Origin of the sequence: Ruegeria arenilitoris (assembly GCF_013030265.1) — a bacterium.
GTDB lineage: Bacteria > Pseudomonadota > Alphaproteobacteria > Rhodobacterales > Rhodobacteraceae > Ruegeria > Ruegeria arenilitoris_E.
The window spans coordinates 155,716-171,112 of sequence record NZ_WPZQ01000005.1; the positions used below are offsets into that span (position 1 = coordinate 155,716).

Annotated in this window: 13 protein-coding genes; 4 read left to right on the forward strand and 9 right to left on the reverse strand. The window is 57.0% G+C overall.

What is annotated here, in order from left to right; translation table 11 throughout:
- The first annotated feature begins 4 nt into the window (after positions 1-4).
- From GOX61_RS10425 to GOX61_RS10440, 4 genes are read left to right on the forward strand one after another with little or no spacing between them, the layout of a single operon-like run.
- Entirely contained in the window at positions 5-898 is an 894-nt protein-coding gene (locus GOX61_RS10425) for a 2-dehydro-3-deoxygalactonokinase (protein WP_170333482.1), read from the forward strand.
- Entirely contained in the window at positions 895-1,497 is a 603-nt protein-coding gene (locus GOX61_RS10430; RefSeq protein WP_170333484.1) for a 2-dehydro-3-deoxy-6-phosphogalactonate aldolase, read from the forward strand. The genes GOX61_RS10425 and GOX61_RS10430 overlap by 4 nt, the downstream gene beginning before the upstream one ends.
- Positions 1,497-2,357, forward strand: coding sequence for an SMP-30/gluconolactonase/LRE family protein (locus GOX61_RS10435; RefSeq protein WP_170333486.1), 861 nt, complete (start codon positions 1,497-1,499; stop codon positions 2,355-2,357). The genes GOX61_RS10430 and GOX61_RS10435 overlap by 1 nt, the downstream gene beginning before the upstream one ends.
- The gene (locus tag GOX61_RS10440) at positions 2,354-4,273 is read left to right on the forward strand and encodes a beta-galactosidase (protein ID WP_170333488.1); all 1,920 of its coding nucleotides are present in this window, start codon (positions 2,354-2,356) and stop codon (positions 4,271-4,273) included. The genes GOX61_RS10435 and GOX61_RS10440 overlap by 4 nt, the downstream gene beginning before the upstream one ends.
- A gap of 40 nt (positions 4,274-4,313) precedes the next feature.
- On the opposite strand, the gene GOX61_RS10445 is transcribed toward GOX61_RS10440, so the two are convergent.
- From GOX61_RS10445 to GOX61_RS10485, 9 genes are all read right to left on the reverse strand, one after another.
- Positions 4,314-5,585, reverse strand: a complete 1,272-nt coding sequence (locus tag GOX61_RS10445; protein WP_155148463.1) for an ABC transporter permease — start codon at positions 5,583-5,585, stop codon at positions 4,314-4,316.
- Positions 5,582-6,502: an ABC transporter permease gene (locus GOX61_RS10450; protein WP_155148465.1), complete on the reverse strand. Its 921-nt coding sequence runs from the start codon at positions 6,500-6,502 to the stop codon at positions 5,582-5,584. The genes GOX61_RS10445 and GOX61_RS10450 overlap by 4 nt, the downstream gene beginning before the upstream one ends.
- Positions 6,503-6,514: 12 nt before the next feature.
- Entirely contained in the window at positions 6,515-7,627 is a 1,113-nt protein-coding gene (locus GOX61_RS10455) for an ABC transporter ATP-binding protein (RefSeq protein WP_155148467.1), read from the reverse strand.
- A 118-nt stretch (positions 7,628-7,745) separates the two neighbouring features.
- Positions 7,746-8,870 carry an extracellular solute-binding protein gene (locus GOX61_RS10460; protein WP_155148469.1) on the reverse strand — a complete coding sequence of 375 codons (1,125 nt, stop codon included), beginning with the start codon at positions 8,868-8,870 and terminating at the stop codon, positions 7,746-7,748.
- Positions 8,871-8,972: 102 nt separating this feature from the next.
- A complete protein-coding gene (locus GOX61_RS10465) occupies positions 8,973-10,997 on the reverse strand; it encodes a beta-galactosidase (protein WP_254436825.1) in 2,025 nt (674 codons plus the stop codon).
- A complete protein-coding gene (locus GOX61_RS10470) occupies positions 10,994-12,637 on the reverse strand; it encodes an amino acid ABC transporter permease (RefSeq protein WP_170333491.1) in 1,644 nt (547 codons plus the stop codon). Before GOX61_RS10470 ends, GOX61_RS10465 begins: the two co-directional genes overlap by 4 nt.
- A gap of 67 nt (positions 12,638-12,704) precedes the next feature.
- Positions 12,705-13,454 (reverse strand): basic amino acid ABC transporter substrate-binding protein, encoded by a 750-nt coding sequence (locus tag GOX61_RS10475; RefSeq protein ID WP_155148475.1) that lies wholly within the window; start codon positions 13,452-13,454, stop codon positions 12,705-12,707.
- 29 nt (positions 13,455-13,483) lie between these two features.
- The gene (locus tag GOX61_RS10480) at positions 13,484-14,521 is read right to left on the reverse strand and encodes a LacI family DNA-binding transcriptional regulator (RefSeq protein WP_170333493.1); all 1,038 of its coding nucleotides are present in this window, start codon (positions 14,519-14,521) and stop codon (positions 13,484-13,486) included.
- On the reverse strand, positions 14,521-15,303 hold the full coding sequence (locus tag GOX61_RS10485) for a sugar phosphate isomerase/epimerase family protein (RefSeq protein ID WP_170333495.1): 783 nt from the start codon (positions 15,301-15,303) through the stop codon (positions 14,521-14,523). The genes GOX61_RS10480 and GOX61_RS10485 overlap by 1 nt, the downstream gene beginning before the upstream one ends.
- Positions 15,304-15,397: the final 94 nt, after the last annotated feature.

Sequence of the window (15,397 nt, forward strand, 5' to 3'; positions counted from 1 at the left end):
TGCCATGAATACAGAATGGATAGCGGTCGATTGGGGAACGTCACACCTGCGCGCCTGGGCTATGCAAGGCGAGACTGTGCAGGATCACGCGCAATCAGAAAACGGCATGTCCCGCGTGGCGGGTGGCGACTTTCAGGTGGCATTGTTAGAACTGATCGGCGGCTGGTTGGGTACTTCGCCAACCGACATTGTCGCCTGCGGCATGGTGGGTGCACGGCAGGGCTGGGTCGAGGCTCCGTATGCGGCTGTACCCTCTGCTCCTTTGCCCAACAGACCAGTTCGCGTGCCGGATACCGATCCGCGCATCCGGGCCTTTGTTGTGCCCGGTCTGAAACAGGTCAATCCGGCAGATGTCATGCGAGGTGAAGAGACCCAGATCGCAGGGTATCTGGCAACCCGTCCAAATTGGGACGGCGTGATCTGCCTGCCCGGAACCCATACGAAATGGGTGCAGATCAGCGCCAGCGAGGTGGTCAGTTTTCGCACCTTCATGACCGGAGAGCTATTCGATCTGCTGCGCGGTCAATCCGTGTTGCGACACTCGGTTGCGGATGGCTGGGATGATGGTGCCTTTGCCGAAGCCGTTGCAGATACGCTGTCGAAACCCGAGCAATTGGCCGCTCGCCTGTTTGGCCTGCGCGCAGCCGATCTGCTGCACGGGCAGGATGGGGATACCGCCCGGGCACGCCTGTCAGGCTATCTGATCGGAGCCGAACTGGCCGCCACTCGCCCCTATTGGCTGGGGCAGCAACTGGCAATCATTGGCGCCCGGGGTCTGGCGGATGCATATTCAAATGCGTTGCAACAGCAAGGTGCCTTTGTCGAAAGCGCTGACGCAACCCAATCAACATTGGCAGGTCTGAGGCAGGCCCGAAACCTGACGAGGCAACACGCATGAGCCGACCCATCATTGCGATCCTGCGTGGTTTACGCCCGCATGAGGCCATTCCGGTCGGACACGCCCTGATCGATGCGGGGATCGACCGGATCGAAGTCCCTTTGAACTCACCAGACCCGTTGGACAGCATCGGCGCGATGGCCCGGGAATTGGGTGACAAAGCCCTGATCGGCGCGGGTACCGTGCTGACGCCGGAACAGGTCGATGCGGTTGCCGATGTCGGTGGAAAGCTGATCGTGTCGCCGAATTACGATGCGGATGTGATCCACCGATCCGTTGAATTAAACCTGCAAAGCTGGCCGGGTGTTTACACACCGACCGAAGCCTTTGCCGCACTCAAGGCCGGCGCAACCGGGTTGAAACTGTTTCCCGGTGTGATGGCAGGCCCAACCGGCTTGGCTGCATTGCGGCCTGTATTGCCGGCAGGAACACTTGTCTTTGCCGTCGGTGGTGCCGGGCCGGATAACTTCGGGGATTGGATCAAAGCCGGAGCCGACGGGTTTGGTATAGGTTCAGCGCTTTACAAGCCGGGTATGGATGTCCATGAAATCGCTGATCATGCCCAAAAAATCGTTGCCGCCTATGATGAGGCCGCCTGATGAGCGTCATCTATGACGACCGCCCCTGCGAGTTGGGCGAAGGCCCGCTGTGGCACCCCGAACGGAAACAGCTTTTCTGGTTCGACATCGTCAACAAGCGCCTGATGACGCGTGTAGACGATGAGCCCCAAAGCTGGGATTTTGCTGAACATGTCTCGGCCGCAGGATGGGTTGACCGGGACACGCTGTTTGTCGCCTCAGAAACCGGTCTTTGGCGGTTTGGATTGGAGAATGGTCAGAAAGAACTGATCTCACCCATGGAAGCAGACAATCCGGCAACCCGATCAAACGATGGCCGCGCCGATCCCTGGGGCGGGTTCTGGATCGGGACCATGGGAAAACAGGCCGAAACCGGCGCCGGAGCGATCTATCGTTTCTACCGTGGGGAATTGCGTCAGTTGGTTTCGGACATCACCATATCGAACGCCATCAGTTTTGCGCCGGACCAATCCTGCGCTTATTTCTGCGATACCGTGACCAGACAGGTCAGGCGTTGGGGTCTGAACCCCGAAACCGGTTGGCCCGAAGGGAACAGCGCGGTGTTTCTGGACCTTCGCAGCGAAGGCCTGAACCCCGACGGTGCAGTGGTGGATGCCGACGGAAACATCTGGATTGCACAATGGGGCGCATCGCGCGTTGCGGTCTACAGCCCCAGTGGACAGTTCCTCAAGGCCGTGCAGTTTGACGCCCGACACGCCTCGTGCCCCGGCTTTGGCGGCGACGACCTGACGACGCTTTATTGCACAACGGCCCGCGAGGGCTTGGATGCGCATACAATCGAAACACAACCTTCTAACGGAATGACCTTCGCCGCACCAAACGTGGCGCAGGGTCAGGCGGAACACAGAGTCATCCTATGAAGCCGGAACTTGGCGTTTGCTACTATCCCGAACATTGGCCCGAGGCGATGTGGGCCGACGATGCTGCCCGCATGGTCGAAACAGGTCTGACATGGGTTCGCATCGGTGAGTTTGCCTGGAGCCGGATGGAACCCACACCCGGCCATCTGAAACTCGACTGGCTGGACCGCGCGATTGAGACGCTCGGGAACGCCGGGCTGAAGGTTGTGCTGGGGACACCCACGGCAACACCGCCGCGCTGGATGCTGGACAAGCACCCCGACATGCTGGCCGTTGATGCCCAAGGTAACCCGCGCAAATTCGGGTCGCGCCGGCACTACTGTTTCAGCCATCAGGGCTATATCGACGAATGCTGGCGCATCGCGCGCATCATGGGAGAACGATACGGGCAGAACCCGCATGTCGCCGCCTGGCAGATCGACAACGAATATGGCTGTCATGACACCACCGTCAGCTACAGCGCATCTGCCCTGCAGGCATTTCGGAACTGGTTGGCGTCCGAGTACGGCACCATCGATGCCTTGAACGAGGCATGGGGAAATGTCTTTTGGTCGATGGAATACAACAGCTTTGACCAGATTGATCTGCCGAACCTGACCGTAACCGAGCCCAACCCATCCCATGTTTTGGCCTTCCGTCGTTTCAGTTCGGATCAGGTCGTTGCCTTCAACAAGGCGCAGGTAAATGCACTGCGCCCGCTGACCAATGCCCCGTTGCTGCACAACTACATGGGGCGCATATTGGATTTCGATCACTTCAAAGTCGGGGCTGATCTGGATATCGCCACATGGGACAGCTATCCGATCGGCTTTCTTTCAGATCGGCTTGAGGCAGACGAGGCACACAAAACCGCCTATCTGCAGCAAGGCGACCCGGATATGCAGGCCTTTCATCATGATCTCTATCGTGCGGTCGGGCGTGGCAGATGGTGGGTAATGGAACAACAACCGGGCCCGGTGAACTGGGCGCCCTACAATCCTGCCCCACTACCCGGCATGGTGCGCCTGTGGTCACTTGAGGCCGTTGCCCATGGTGCCGAAGTCGTCAGCTATTTCCGCTGGCGTCAGGCCCCGTTCGGTCAGGAACAGATGCACGCGGGGCTTATGACGCCGCATAACCGCGCAGCACCCGCACTGGCTGAAGCGCGGCATGTGGCTGATGACCTGACCAAGCTCGGCGATGTCCGTCAGCGGGTCGCAAAAGTTGCGATCGTCTTCGACTATGCTTCGGAGTGGGCCTGGAACACCCAACCTCAGGGTGCCGGGTTCGACTACTTCAGACTGGTTTTCTCAACCTACAAAGCCGTGCGCCGCGCCGGCCTGTCAGTGGATTTTGTATCTGCTGCAGATATCCCGGCAGATCAGTACAAGCTGGTCCTGACGCCGGGTCTGGCTTCACTGGACACTGAACTGGCAGATCGTCTGGAAGCGTCCGGATCACTGGTCATCCTCGGACCAAGAACCGGCGCGATAACAGATGGTTTTCAAATCCCGCAACAAGGTCGCCCCGGTCTTTCAGGTCTGGATTGCGACGTCGATCTCATCGAAACCCTGCCCCCGACCAGTGAACGGTCAATTGAGGGTGGTGGCGCTGCATTGCATTGGGTTGAACGGCTGTCCGGCGAAGCCCGGAATTTACTGACATTCTCAGACGGAAATCCAGCGCTCATGAGTTCGGGGAACCTTTGGTATCTCGGGTGCTTTCCGGATGAAGCCTTGTGGGACCGCGTCATTGAACTGGCCGCGCGCGAGGCCCGCATCGCGCTGCATCCCATGCCCGCCGGATTGCGACGGCGCGAAACGGCAGAGCATGTGTTTCTGATCAATTACAACGCACAACCGGTTACGTGGAACGATCATGACATCGGTGGATGCGATGTCGCCATCCTGAAACGCAACCCGCCCGGACAGGACTGACCTGACCGGGCGGGACGCTGTTTATGCAAGGCGTTTGTGCCTATTGATCGTTTTGCAGGCTGTTGGGATCAAAGACCCCGCCAAAGCCGCTGTTATTGGAGCCCGAAGGTTGCTCTTCGGTATCCGCAGCGCCTTCATCCTCTTCACCGCCCAACGTATTCGGCGCAAAGACGTTGCCAAAGCCGCTGTTATTTGACGGTTTCGGAGCCGACTGCTGCGCATCGCCCTGCTCGGCCTCTTCGGCTTCGCGTTGCTTGCGGCGCTCTTCACGCTGCTTGCGCAGTTCCTGAATGCGCTGTTCGGCTTCCAGTTGCTTCTGCTCTTTCACGTTGGCGATACACTGCGCAGGGTTATAGGCCGTCGCCGTGCCTACCACGGTGATCGTGGCAACCGCGAACACAACCAGCAAAACCGCAGCCATGTTGCCTGCAAAAAAGCTTGGCAGCTTGATCTTGCCCGCCAGTTCTTCAACCGTGGCTTTCTTGCGCGCCGCAGCCACCAGTTCCTGACGCTTCAGCTTGGCTTCGTTCAACAGTGCAAAGAACACAGTCAACGCCACGATGATGAAGGCCAGCGCCGAGATCGCAGGTGTGATGCCGTACCGGACCTTCTGGGCCAGTTCGATCGTTAGCGTCGGGTACTCACCAAAGGTGAAGGTGGTAGTGTTGTAGTTCTCGAACGAGGCGAGGAACGCCAGCACCGCAGCTGAGGCAATCGCCGGGCGCATGAACGGCAGAAGGATCTTACGGAACGCCTGCGCATGAGTTGCGCCAAGATCCAGCGCCGCTTCGGTCAGGGCGATGTCATAACGCTGCAGACGCGCCACCAGTACCAGCATGCAGTAGCTGGCGATAAAGGTGGACTGACCGATCACCGTCAGGAAAACACCGTTGGACAAGAAGCTGTCGGCACCCAGACCCAACATCCGGTTGATCCGATCCCAGAACACCAGTGTCGAGATACCCAGAACAACACCTGGGATCAGGATCGGTGCGATGATGATCGTGTAGTAGGTCGCGCGCAACTTGGGCCAGATCTGGGTCAACATCAGCGCCCCGGCCAGACCCATCGCTACCGACAGAACAACTGTTCCGGCACCGATGATCAGCGAGTTCTTGATACCGTTCAGGATGCGCTGATCCTGAAACAGTTCACTGAACCACTGGAAGGTCAGGCATTCCCAAGGCGACATCCTTGGGAACCCGGACGAGTTGAATGCGGTGATCGACATGATCACCAGCGGCCCCAGTAGATAGGCGAAGAAGATCGCCAGATAGACCCAGATGCTTATGCGGAGGAAGGAAGTGTTCATTTCCCGATATCCCCCATGTTCACCTTGAACAGGCGCATCATCGCCAGCACGAACAGGATACAGGTCACCAGCAGAACGATGGCGTATGCAGCACCCTGCGGCCAGTCGTTGTTGTCATTGAACTGCTGATAGATCAGCTGTGTGAACCACAAGGACGAGGGCCCGCCCAGAATCTGTGGCGCGGCCAGTGCACCGGCGCTCAGCATGAAGACCATCGTACAGCCCGAACTGATGCCTGGCTTGGCGTAGGGGATGACCACACGCCAGTGAATCCGCCACCAGGGCGCACCAAGATCACGCGCGGCCTCAATCTGGTTTCCATCCAGGCTTTCGATCACGTTGTACATCGGGAAGATCATCAGCAGGATGTAGGCATAGCCCAGACCCGCATAGAGCGCGATATCGTTGCGGATGAAGTCAAATGGAGTATCAAAGATACCTAAGCCCATGAACAATGTGTTCAATACGCCTGTTTCCCCAAAGATAATCCGCAGGGCAAAGGCGCGCAGGATCTCGTTGATCCAGTAGGGGATGATCAGCATGATCGCAAAGATGCGGATATGGCTGCCCTTGGACTGACCGAGGTAGTAGGCGATCGGGTAACAGATGATCAGGTTGAAGATCGTTACACAGACCGCCGCAATCAGCGTCCGGAAAAACACCCGCAAGTCGACAGCGTTATAAGACTGACTGCCCCCTTCGGGTCCGTAGATCAGGTATTTGTAGTTCTCCAGCGTATAGACGTCCTTGGGCCCACCAATCTCTGGCGGCGGCAGGTTCGGACGGAAGGAAAAGTCCAGCATCGACAGCTGGGGCAGGATAATCAGGCCGATGGTCCAGAACAGGACCAGGCCCAAAATCGCCAGCCCCATGCCGGTGCCATTGCGATTGAAAAACTCCTTGAGGAAGCCTGGCATTGTGAGGCCTCCCTATTCCGCAGCCAGTTCACCCGCGGGAACGACAACCGCGTTGCGGGTCTCATATTCCAGCGTGATGTTCTGCCCGGTGTGATCCTCAAAGGACTGGCCCAGGTTGGGGATCGAAACCTTGATCTCTTTGCCGCCCTCACCTTCGGTGAAGATGTTGAAGACATTGCCTTCAAATTCCTCGTGGTTCACACGCGCGGTGACAAAGTGATCTCCGGCCGCACCGTCAGAGGCAATTGCAAAGGCTTCAGGGCGGATGAACATCATGGCGTCATCACCCTCTTTCATCTTGCCCTGGTTGGCGGTGGAAATCCGCGCGACCAGATCGCCGGAACGGTTAGTCGCGATCAACGCTTCATTGCCCATGACCTGCTTGACCTTGCCGCGGAACACATTGTTTTCGCCCACGAAAGAAGCTGCAAACGCGGTGTTTGGATCGTTGTAGATGGTCTTGCCGTCTGCAATCTGGTCAATCACCCCTGCCCGCATTACGGCGATGTTGTCCGACATGGTCAACGCCTCGCCCTGATCATGGGTGATGTAGATGAAAGTAATGCCAACACGCTGCTGAATTTCACGCAGCTCGGTCCGCATGTGCTGGCGTAGTTTGAGGTCAAGCGCCGACAGGGGTTCGTCCAGCAGCAGAACATCGGGTTCGGCGCACAGGGCGCGGGCGATTGCCACACGCTGACGCTGACCACCTGACAATTCGCTGGGCAACTTATCGCCCTGCCCCGGAAGTGCGATCATGTCCAGCAACTCATCAGCACGCTTGCGGCGTTCGGCAGCGCTGGCGCCTTTGATCTCCATCGAGAAGGTGATGTTTTCCCAGACCTTCATCAGCGGGAACAACGCAAGGTTCTGAAAGATCAATGCGGTCGGACGTTTGTTCGGCCCGATCCCTCTCATGTTGTTGCCACCGATCAGAACATTGCCTTCGCTGGGCTCCAGAAAGCCCGAAACGGCGCGCAGGATGGTTGTCTTGCCACAGCCAGAGGGGCCAAGGAACGAAAAGAAATCGCCCCCATTAATGTTTACGTTCGCATCACGCACGGCGACAAAATCACCGAAGCGGATCCACAGGTTTTCCAGATCGACTCCGACCCCTGCACTCATTTTTGGTATCTCCCTGGAGCACGGCACAGGGCCGTGTCACATAACTGTCCGTTACGCCGGGGCGGCGCACGGGTAGCAGCCCCCCGCGTGTTACGCGAGGGGCCCGGTTTCAAGGCGATCAGGCGCTCTTGAACTTATTGACGAACTCGGTCCGGGTTTCAGCATACCAGGGTGCTTCGGCCGGCCATGGGTTCAGGTTGGCCAGCGAGTCGCCCGGATAGGCTTCGGCAAAGTTCTTTTTATAGGTGTCGCCCGAATACTGGTCGGCACCCAGAACTGGCGAGTTATAGCCGTGGCTGTCGATTGCGACACCGGCCGGTTTGGCCTGATAGGCAAAGTCGATGAAGGCATAGACCTGATCGATATTCGCCGCGCCTGTCGGCATCGAGATACCGTCAACCCAAGCCATCGCACCTTCGACAGGCGCCTGATAGTGCACAGGCTCACCGGCAGATTTCAGGGCCAGCGGCGGGCCGTCCCATGTCTGGCCGACAACCACACCTTCGTTCAGCAGACCGTTCTTCTGGGTATCCGCGTCGTTCCAGATCAGCTTGATCCGGTTCTTACGCTCGATGCACCAGTCGGCAATCTGGCCCCAGACCTTGCGCATGGTGTCTTCGTCACCATAAGCGGCCCAGACCGAACCCGGTTCCATCTCACCGGCGCGCTCCATGTAGAGACCCGCACCCAGCATCATCGAGTGCGCACGGCCCATGGTCTTGCCAGCGTTTTCTTCCGACCACACGTCGCCATAGGACGGCGCGTCGCCTTCGGGCAGCCACAGGTCAGTACGATAGGCGATGCCTTCGGTACCCCAGATATGCGGCAGCCAGTGCGCGCCGCTGTCACCAAAGTTCCATGCGTCGGTGCCGATCTTGGCCATCGCAGGGTTCACCAGATCGATCGGAACCTTGTTCATGTCGAACGGCTGCAACAGTTCCAGCGGTTCCCACTGAAGCGAACGGTTGTTGGTCGGCGAGACGATGTCAAAGCCCTGACCTTTGGTCGCCTTCATCTTGTTGATGATTTCTTCGTTCGACCCGATACCGGTGTAGTTCACCTTGATACCGGTCAGAGTTTCGAACTCTTGAATAAAGCTGGGCGGCAGATAGTCCGACCACATCAGGATGTTGATTTCACCCGACGAAGCCAGCGCGCTCTTGCTGTAAAGTGGCGCTGCCAAAGCAGCAGCACCCGCACCCTTCAAGACCGAGCGGCGGGTAACAGATTTGGTTTTCACCATTGGTTTTCTCCCGTAGTTGGATTGTGTTGTTTTTGTTCTTTTTTAACAGCGTAGAGATTTGCGGCGCCCGCGTCAGCCCAAAAGTGACAGTTCGCGGTTTTCTTAAGTCCAGTTCGGGAAATTGCCTCGTGCTGGACCTACATCCGACGCGCTCTGCTTCGCCTTGCTACCTCGCCAAATACAAACGCCGTAAGGGGGAACGACCTCTCCACCAACGAGAAAGGACCGTGTTTGGTCCGTTTGCAGGCGGATATCTTCATCGCCGAAATTAAATGCAAATTTCAGATCACCGCGCTGCGTAATCCGCAAATCCGGATCGCAGACAGTGAATTCGATTCCAGCCCACGCCAAAACATCCTCTAGAATCATCCGCAAAAGCTTGCCTTGCGGCACCATTGCCAGATAGGTGGCCCGCTCGGACCTGATCACAGCAGGACTACCATCGCGATACTTGCTAACAAACCTGGCAATAACTTCCTGTTCTGTCTCAATAATTTCACGCCATCCGATGAAATCATACGTGGCAGCGTCGCCAAAACGAACGGCCTCCTCCGCCAACTTTGGTAATGATTCGACTCGATTGATACGAACCCCGGTCAGATCGGCCAGAACACCCGGAGCGAGGTTGTCCGGGGTATGCATATCCTCGGTCTTGCTGGCTGACCGGGCTCCAATCAAAAGCTTCGCCTGGCAATCCTGGAGTTTGGCCGCAAAATCCGATGTCACGATCATATTCTGCGGCAGGATCACCAGTGCATAATCCGATAGATCATCTTCGGGCCCCAGAAAATCCAGATCAACGCCGAGTTCGCGCAATGCCGCATACCATTCGCGGATGATCTGCGCGTTCGGAAACGCATCATCATGTGGCAGAATATCAGCGGCCCAGATTGACGTGTAATCCAGCACCATTGCCACCTTCGCACATGTCCGAACGGCGGGTGGCATAACCTCTCGTTCCGCTACGATCTGCGCTAGTTCCTCTGCTGCCTGATCCGGACTTCCGTCAGATCGCAGAAGTGCAGTGTGAAACTGTTCCTGAGCGAACTTCGCCTGCCGCCAGCGAAAGAACATCACAGCCTGTGCACCATGGGCATAGGCTGCCCATGTCCACAGCCGCACCATTCCGTCGGCGGGCGAGGGGTTCTTTTCGGCCCAATCAACCGGCCCAGGCTGCTGTTCCAGAACCCACATCCGACCACGCCCCTGCGATCGGTAGAGATCGCAATGAAAGCCCTGATAATCCGGCGCACCCGTTCTCAGATACCGCTGCTTTTCCTGATCAGACAGGGTTGAGCCCAGCAGATTTCCCAGCGGATAGCTGTCAAATCCCACAACATCCAGATCGGTGGCAACAGCGTGGTGATCGAACTCGAAACTGCCGGCCATAAAGTTGTGCGTGATGTCCCGTCCGGGCGCATATTCGCGCAGAATGTCCACCTGCGCCTTGTTGAACAGCCGAACCCGATCAGAGGAATACCGTGCGAAATCCAGCGCATGTGTCGGGTTCGGGTTCGCGACCAGACCATTTGGCAGTTCGATCTGATCAAAGTCAGAATACTGCGATCCCCAAAAGACCGTACCCCATGTCTGGTTGAGCGTCTCAATCGTTCCATAACGCTGTCGAAGCCAAAGACGGAACCCATGCTTTGCTGCATCGGAGTAGCTGAGCACCGTGTCGTGATCATTGTACTCATTGTCGATCTGCCACGCATGAACGTGCGGATTTTGCCCGTATCTTCGGGCGTATGCGCTGGCTATGCGACAGGCTTCTTCCAGATAGATCTCGCTGGAAAAGCAATAGTGTCTACGCGAACCAAAACCACGAACCCGACCATCTGGTCCAACTGGCAGGATCTCGGGATGTTCATCAATCAGCCATTTTGGCGGTGCTGCGGTGGGCGTGGACATCATTACCCGCAAACCGGCCGCGCCCAAAATATCGATCACTTCGTCCAGCCAGTCCCAGTCTAAACGACCCCGCTCTGGTTCAATCAGCCCCCAGGTGAATTCAGCGATCCGAACCCAGTCCAGACCCATCGCGATCATCTGCGCCGCATCATCACGCCATTGGGACCGATCCCATTGTTCGGGGTAGTAACAAACCCCCAGTTCCAGTTTGCTCATCTTTCGTCCTTTGCGGTGCGCCGCTCGATCCATTTCAGGAAGCTGGCGCAACCAAGCGTGATGACGACATAGAGTATTGCCGCCGTATTGAAGGGTGCGAAGGGCAGAAAGCTGGCTGCCTGAAATTCACGCATGCGCTGGGTCATGTCGCGGACCGACAGGATCGACAGCAGCGATGTATCCTTGATCATCGCTATGAATTCGTTCCCCAAGGGCGGCGTCACGATGCGCAATGCCTGAGGCAGGATGATCAACCGCGCAGTCTGCCAGCGCGACAGGCCAAGCGAGCTGCCGGCCTCAAGCTGCCCTCTGGGAATTGCCTCAATGCCGGACCGAAAGATCTCGGCCATGTAAGCAGAATAACCGACCGAGATCGCAATGATCCCGCGGGTCATATTGGTCATGTCGATCCCGCCGCCGGTTGCATCCTTGACCGCACCTGCCAGCGGCAACCCGATATAGAGGATGATCACCAGCATCGGTATGCCCCGGATCGTGTCGACAAAGAACTCGGCCCCGACAGCCAGCGGGTGCAACTTGTGCTGTGACCCTCCAATGGTAAGCGTCAGCAGCAGAAAGCCAAAAACGGCAAAAGTCAGCGCCGGATTGCGATACTTGTCCGGCAGAAAGCTCGTCTGCCAGAGAACGGGGTAGCCTTGCGTATGCGCCTCGACCGGGACAAAGGCGCCTGAGACACTGTCGACTGTTTCGATCTGTTCCAACGCACTTGCCGGATCCGTCGCGCTGCGGATGCGATACTGCCGTTCTTCGCCACCTTCGAATTCACCAAACCTGATGATATCTGCCTGCGCCTGCGGTGTACCACGTACGATCGCGATACGCGCTTCGGTGCTGCCGACCAGTACATACCTGACCTGCGGCTGCATGAAGAAAAAAGCCGAGATTGCCAGCAACGCCAGACTGATCGAACCATAGGTCACGGTTGTTCGTGCCTTTGGTTTGAACGACTGTAGCCCCACCCAGATCAAACCAAGGATCGCGGCAAAGATATACGCAAAAATTGCGGCACGAAACGTAATGGCGACGCCGGTGGCAAACTGCCAATGCGCCATGAACAGCATGTAGAACAGTGCTGCGCCGGTCAGAATTTCGAACCCCAACGTAACGCGACCCCTTAGCGGATTGCGTAATCGGCCGGACGCGAGGCACAAGGCAATGACGATCGCGTAGACAGCCAAAAGCACCTGCAATCCGGTCTGCACTTGTCCGACCACTTCCGGGAACAGAACCCAGGTCTGATTTGTCCGATCAATAAGGGTCGAGGTGTTTTCGCTGAGTGCATGAAAGAACACGGATTCCGCAAAGGGCATCAACACCTGAGGCGCAACAAGTGCCAGAACGGCCAGTCCCAGCGCTGCTGGTAGCGCGGCCAAAGCCGCAATTCGCAGCCAGTTTGGTGCGGTCGCGAAACGAGCATTTCGGGCACACAGATAGCCCAGCACCGCCACAGTCAGCATCAACAGAAACCCGATAAAGATTGGCCCTGCGTTGTTGCCTATCCCTAGAATCGCGATCAGCGATCTCAGGTACTTTGACGACGTGGCAAACAGGTAGATGATGAACGGGGCTGCAGCGAGCAATACAAGGTTGCTCGGGCGAATCCGGCTTAGGCGCGACATGAATTCTCTCCGCTGGGACAGAGCTCCGGCGACTGCGGCCGCCGGAGCCTATGGAAGCTTTATCCGATCAGTTCGTGCTCCAGTATTTACCGATCAGAGCATCCAGCGTTCCGTCTTCTTTGATTGCCGCCAGTCCTTCGTTGATTGCATCAACGGTTGCATCACCCTCCTGAAAGACGATGCCCAGCGGGTCGGACTGCAGACCCGTGATCCCGACGGTCAATTCACCCGCAAATTCCTGCTCATACGCGGCGGCAGAGGTTCCATCGATGATGACGCCCTGCACGTCCGCGTTCTGCAGCGCCAGAATAGCGGCCGAGAAGTTGTCATAGAGACTGACATTTTCACGCCCTACCAGTTCTTCGGCCAGTTGCGCGTTCGTGGTGCCAGTTTGAGCCGCCAGTTTCTGACCGCCAGCCTTGAAGTCATCCAGTGTCATATCGGCATTGTCGACCTGCAGCAGGATCGCCTGGCTGACCACGATATAAGGCTCGGAAAAATCCATGGTTTCTTCGCGTTCCGGCGTGATCGACACGCCTGAGATCACCAGATCGAACTCGCCCTGCTGAAGCGCGGCAAAGATGCCGTCCCAGGCGGTGTTGACGAAGTTCGGGACGCAATTGACCTTTTCACAGATCGCATTCATCACATCCACGTCAAAGCCCACGATCTGCCCCGTTGTTTCATCAACGGTTTCCATCGGCGGGTAAGTGGCGTCCGTTCCGATCTTGAGCACACGCCCCTCCAGATCGGCGGCAAAGGCCGCAGGCGCTGTCATCGCGGCTAGCGTTGCGGCAGCAAGCAGTTTCTTGAACATGTCCGGTTTCTCCTTTGTTGGTCTGTGGTTTACGCCGCTTCCGGCGCCGGGGTGTCAGGTTGCCGCTCGATTAAGGTGGCCCTGATCTTTTTTTGGATCTCGGACGGATCAACACCGTCCAGGGATTTAAGCATGAATTCACCCAGCAGGTGGCTGGTCTCAGAAATCGGTACGTAATAGGTGCTGGGCGGTGGCACGAAATAGCGGCTGAGTTGAAGATCGTCGGTTGAGATTACAACAATATCGCGCCCGACCCGAATGCCGGTATCAGAGGCAGCCGACAACACACCAAGGGTCATCGCCTCATTCGCGCAGATGATGGCGGTTGGACGATCCGGCATCTTCATCAGGGATATGAAGCCCTGCTGGCCGGTTTTTGCCGTTGTTGGGCCACTGAAAACAAGCGCAGGATCCTGAGACACTCCCGCAGCGGACAAGGCGTCTGAATATCCCTGCTCCCGCTGTGCAGCATAGATCAGCTCTTGCGGCGGATTGATAAGGGCAATGCGGTGGTGACCGAGTTTCAACAAACGCTCCGTCGCATCAAACGCCGCTGCCTGACTGTCAAAATCCACATAAGGGTGGGGCTGGGAACTGTCGCTCATACCATAGGTGACAAAGGGGAAATCCTGTTCCTGTAAGTAAGCGATACGAGGATCATTCCGGCGAGTGCCGGAAAAGATCACCCCATCGGCCAGCCCCTCGTGAACGATGGATTGCAGTGTCTTCATCGACCCATCGATATCAGCCACGCTGAACACGCTGAGCTCATACATCGATCCACGCAACGCATTCGAAATCCCTGCAAGGATGCGAGTGAATTCCACCCCCTCCCATTCCTCAGGTACATCTGCCGAGACGCCTACCAAAACGGCGATGCGATAGGATTTCTTGGTACGCAGCTTCAGGCCATCCAGATTGACACGATAACCAAGCTCCTTGGCGACCCGTTGAATCTCTTCACGTGTTTCGCGTTTGACGGAGTCTGTGCCGCGAAGTGCGTTTGACACTGTACCGACAGAGTATCCGGTGTGTTTGGCAATCGACTTGATCGTTGCGCGGGCCATTACACGCCCTCACAAAGCTGGTCAGTCAGAAACCGACGGCCGGTTTCCATCGTACGCTGATGATCAAGCGTCTCATCATGCTCTACAAACAGGTCAGTGCAGCCAGTGTTGCCAAGCGCAGCCAGCACGGCAGGCCAGTCCACGACACCTTGTCCAAGATCGCGCCAGCATTCGTCCCCCTGCCCGGCCAGCGGATCAAAATCCTTGGCATGTACGGAAATGATGCGATCACCGTAACGCTTGATCGCTGCAGCCGGATCCAGCCCCGCCGCAACCAACCAGCCGATATCTGGCTGCCACCAGATGTTCCCTTGCGCAAGAATCAAATCCAGAGGTGTGACACCCTGATAGTCTTCAAGATCAAAATCATGATTGTGATACGCCAGCTTGACACCGTGGACCGCCAGTTGATCCGCCCAAATGTTCAACTGGCCCGACACTGCTCTCCATCCCCCAACAGTGTCGGGCCTTGCCTCGGGCGTCAGCCAAGGCATGACAGCCACATGGCATTCCAATTTCCTGAGCAGAAAGAGAATGTCCTGAAACCGGCTTTCAAACTCCCACCACTCAAAATGAGCGGATCTTACGTTTAGCCCGGATTGTCGAACCTGATCGACCATCTGAGGCGGGCTGAGATCATGAAAGCCAATCGTTTCAATATCGGCAAACCCAGTGCCTGCAACCAACTCAAGCTGGGCTTTCAGATCGCCGATCTGTCGGACGGTATAAAGCTGTGCCGATATCCGCATTCTGTCGCTTGTGAATACGTTGAAACGTTTCAATTAGCGTGAAACATCACAACCCGACTTGTCAAGCATGTCGTTCCTACGGGCATGTTTGTCAGAATATCCGAAATCAAAGCACTTTCAGATCGAG